General features: G+C 52.6%; 4 protein-coding genes. 3 read left to right on the plus strand and 1 reads right to left on the minus strand.

Features of this window, described 5'->3' with window-relative positions; all coding sequences use genetic code 11:
• Positions 1–150: 150 nt before the first annotated feature.
• Entirely contained in the window at positions 151–291 is a 141-nt protein-coding gene (locus WCO56_29130) for a hypothetical protein (protein ID MEI7733664.1), read from the minus strand.
• A gap of 443 nt (positions 292–734) precedes the next feature.
• On the opposite strand from WCO56_29130, the gene WCO56_29135 reads away from it, so the two are divergent.
• From WCO56_29135 to WCO56_29145, 3 genes are all read left to right on the plus strand, one after another.
• Positions 735–1,016 (plus strand): hypothetical protein, encoded by a 282-nt coding sequence (locus tag WCO56_29135; GenBank protein MEI7733665.1) that lies wholly within the window; start codon positions 735–737, stop codon positions 1,014–1,016.
• 254 nt (positions 1,017–1,270) lie between these two features.
• On the plus strand, positions 1,271–1,564 hold the full coding sequence (locus WCO56_29140; GenBank protein ID MEI7733666.1) for an MFS transporter: 294 nt from the start codon (positions 1,271–1,273) through the stop codon (positions 1,562–1,564).
• A gap of 34 nt (positions 1,565–1,598) precedes the next feature.
• The gene (locus WCO56_29145) at positions 1,599–3,575 is read left to right on the plus strand and encodes a hypothetical protein (GenBank protein ID MEI7733667.1); all 1,977 of its coding nucleotides are present in this window, start codon (positions 1,599–1,601) and stop codon (positions 3,573–3,575) included.
• Positions 3,576–4,024: the final 449 nt, after the last annotated feature.

Here is a 4,024-nt window from a genome sequence, read left to right on the forward strand (position 1 = left end):
GCCATGTCGGTGTTTCCCCATTTTTCTGCAAATTCACTCCGCATTCCGAAATCCGAAATCCGCATTTGTTTATCTGCCATGTCCGGTTTCCCCATCTTTCTGCCGGTTCATTTTTATGCAAAAGGAATTGGGTTCCAATTTTTATGCCAGCTAATCTTTTTGCCATGTCGGTGTTTCCCCATTTTTCTGCAAATTCACTCCGCATTCCGAAATCCGCATTTGTTTATCTGCCATGTCGGTGCCTCCCCATTTTCCTTCAAACTTTTCCCCTTTTTTGTTAATTTTCCCCATTGCATTCCCAGCCGGAATAGCGTATAAGTTATATCGTCAATCGGCACGGCCGTGTCGTGTTGCTTGACCGGCGAAAACCCTCCAGAGGCGGGCCAGTAGTCCCCGTTTGCTCGGGCCTTTCTCGGTGAGGAAGGGATCTATTAAAACTCAATTAATAACAACTGATAACCATTAACCGATAACCAGTCCCTTGCCCTTGTGTGTCCAGGGACAACCCGGAGGGAACCATGAACCCCCTCCTAAAAGAAAGGCGCCAATGAATAGATCAGTCACTGAGATGGTGACCAGTTTGAACGGGGCTTGCATCCCCATTCGCGTTGTTTCGCGTGTTTCGCGGGCAAAGCCCCCGGCCACTGCCAAATTCCCGAATCTGGTAAAGAATCTGGTAAAGAAATAGTAAACCTTTGGTAAAGTTTCACCGATGACACCATTCCCAAATTTTTATGCCAGTAAATATTTTTGCCATGTTCCGTTTCCCCTATTTTTCAGCCACGGCAGTTTTTCAGCAAAATTTCATTTTGGGTGCTCGCGGGTGGTTTCTGGTGCTTTCCGGTGCTTTCTGGTGGTCAGAAATCGTTCAGAAACCGTTCAGAAACGTACCGATTTCGTTCAGTTTTGTTCAGTTTTGTTCAGAAACGTACCGGTTTTGGATCGGTTTTATCCAACAATTCCCGCGACTCACGGCCCCGATTCCGCGCCGCATTCGCCCTTGTTTAAAGTCATAAGTTGCTTAACAACAATAATTTGCCGAATTACATGAGTCTATTGCGCCACGGGCAACTCGTCCCGCTCTCGAACACCGGTCGGTCAAAAGTGAACACCGTACCGATTTTGTTCAGTTTTGGTCCATTGCTGTCCCACCTCTCAACCATCAACTGTTAACTCTCAACGAACTAGCGTCACACAAAGATGGTGCAGAAAAGTGCAGAAAGGTGTAATAAAGTGCAAATAAGTGCAAAAATCAGGTCGCCGAAGACGGATGAGTGGTCGCTGGCAACTGCTGACTCCACCCCGCCCTCTCTTGGGGCTGCGGTTCCTAAGTTGCCGGTCAATGCCATCTGCATGGCTGTTTCCAATTTTTATGTTCTTCATTCCACGCAGTCCGCGCTGGCTGGTGATGGTGGGCCGCCGCGAAGAATCGGCCACCGTGCTGCGGCGCATCGGTGTGACGGATGTGCTGGAATTGCTGCTGCCGTTCGTCGCCGGTTTGAGCTATGGCTCGGCTATCCGGATCGAAATTCCCGCAGCACAAATGCTCATTGCCCAGCCCTAAAACCATCCAAAACAACCAACCCTGACTTTCCACCATGATCGAGCTATTGACCTTCTTGTGGTTTTTCAACCCGGCGCACCCCCCGCAGTGTACGCTCACCGCGCAGGTGCCGCAGGCTGCGTTTGCAGTATCGGCGAGTCCGACCAACGGCTTCACGGTCAAGTTATCAGTGGACTTGTGGAAGTTCGACGGAGAAAAAAACATCCTCGAAATACCGAACGTGCTCAGCGTCCATCTGCGTCAGCACGATCCGCTCGACCGCAAGCGACAAAATTACCCGGCGTTCAGGATGCCTGATGGTTCAGTGCCGGTTCTCGAGGCGACAATGGAGCTCCATTCCACCGAACATACCGACTGGACGAATATGACCATCGGCATTCCGCTCGCCATGCTCAAAAAGCCTGATGGCGAACACGAAGTTATCCTTAACTTCTCCGGCGTGCGTTGGACGATATATGTGGACGGCGAATTGCTCGACAATGATTTTCCGTTTGGGTATCCGCAATGGGCAGAGACGAACAGGTGGAAACTGGACCCGGAGTATGTAAAGAAAGCGGCGATTTATGTACCGAGAATCACGCCCGAGCCGAAACCGGCGAAGCCAGTCCGCACTTCACCAATCCAATACTGGACGCCTCCAGGCCACAACAGTTGGGTGGGCGATGTCGTGACGTTCTTCCACCAGGGACGCTATCACGTGTTCTATTTGTACGACCGCCGCCATCACGCCAGCAAGTTCGGCAAAGGCGCGCACTACTTTGAACACCTCTCCACCACCGACTTCAAGACGTGGACCGAACATGAGGCCGCGACGCCGCTCGATGAACAATGGGAATGCATCGGCACCGGCACTCCGTTCGTCTTCAGCAATAAGTTTTATCTCAGCTACGGTCTGCACACCGGGCGCATTTATCCGGAAGCAAAGACCACGTGGCCCGCGCAGAAGGAATACCTGAAGCAGAACGGACGCACGGGCGAATTCAAACGCGCCACCACGCCTGGTGTGCCTGCCGGCTCAACTTACTCTGTCAGCGCGGATGGCATTGCGAACTTCCAGAAATCGGGGATGATGTTCCACCCCTGCCAAAACCCCAGTGTCTATACCGACCCCAGCGGTAAGCTGCGCATGCTCGCAAATGCGGGATCGAAGGGTATTTGGGAATCCGATTCGGTAGACGGCGGCTGGCACTGCATCAGTCCGGACTTTCCGCTGGGAGGCGACTGCACCTTCTTCTTCCGCTGGGGCAAGTTTGATTACATCATTGGCGGCTTTAAGAACCTCTGGTCGAAACCCGCCGATGCGCCGGATTCGGCGTATGACGATGTGGTTCGCAAAGGGCTCGACTTCTACGATGGCGCAAACGTTCCAGCGATTACCGAAATCACCGGTGGCCGTTTCCTGATGGCGGCGTGGATTCCCATCCGCGGTTGGGGCGGCCCGCTGGTCATCCGCGAGCTGGTTCAATTCCCCGACGGCCGAATTGGCTCGAAGTGGATGCGGGAAATAGCGCCGCAAACCGACAGACCTAAAACGCTTGCGGCAAAGATTGCCGAAACCACGACATTTCCGACCGAGCGTAAATCGTTCCTGCTGACCTTTAATGTTCAGCCCGCCGAGGTGAAGCAAGGCAAGTTCGGTATTTCCTTCCTGCCGGAGAATGGTGAGCAGGCGGCCTGCGAATTGCAGATTCGGCTGGATGATCTGCGCGCGCAATTCGGTCCGGGGTCATTGGAACACTTCGCGGGCAAACAGAAGTCTCTGCGCGAAGGCGGAGCGCCGCAGTCGGCTGGCAATTACGCCATCGAAAATCTGATTGGCGTCGAGAAACCGTTCACGGTTTGCGTGATGGTGAAGGGCGATGATAAGCTTGGTGGTTTGCTGGTGGATGCCGAAATCGCGGGCCAGCGCACGATGATTTCCTATCGTCCGGATTTAACCGTGCGGAAGGTGGTTTTCCGCACGGAAGGTGTCGAACTCAAGAATGTCCAGATCGCGCCACTCAAACAATAAGCGGCCTGATCCAGATGCCAGTTTTCCGCAGGGTGCCTTCCAACGCGCATCTCACGTCGTCCTCAGAGCGGCAAATGCCGAGGTTGAATGCGATTTGCCGGTGAACGCTCTGTTTTCCAGGAGGTCACTTCCTTTTGCGTTTGGCGGGTTTTCATGTTGGTCAATAGTGACACTATTCACGCCAGTTCACGACAATACGGGACATAATTTTTCCAATAAATATTTGACAGGTTCTTTGCCGAATGCACGTATTATGCTGACGCTGACGAAGAACGAGACGGTGAACCATTGAACACAATGAGACAAATTATAAAATTGGTTGTGCTGGTGCCCTTGCTTGTCTACCAGCATGGGCTAGCAAAAACAAATTCCATTTCAGGTGAGACATTCCAGCGCATTGAAGCGGCCCACCAGGAAATCTGGAAACGTTTCATGGATCCCAAGGGGCT

It is taken from the genome of Verrucomicrobiota bacterium, assembly GCA_037139415.1.
Taxonomy (GTDB): Bacteria; Verrucomicrobiota; Verrucomicrobiia; order Limisphaerales; family Fontisphaeraceae; genus JBAXGN01.

Coding starts and splice junctions, on each gene's coding strand:
- WCO56_29130 (MEI7733664.1), bottom strand. CDS start 291: ATGGGGAAAATTAACAAAAAAGGGGAAAAGTTTGAAGGAAAATGGGGA.
- WCO56_29135 (MEI7733665.1), top strand. CDS start 735: ATGCCAGTAAATATTTTTGCCATGTTCCGTTTCCCCTATTTTTCAGCC.
- WCO56_29140 (MEI7733666.1), top strand. CDS start 1,271: ATGAGTGGTCGCTGGCAACTGCTGACTCCACCCCGCCCTCTCTTGGGG.
- WCO56_29145 (MEI7733667.1), top strand. CDS start 1,599: ATGATCGAGCTATTGACCTTCTTGTGGTTTTTCAACCCGGCGCACCCC.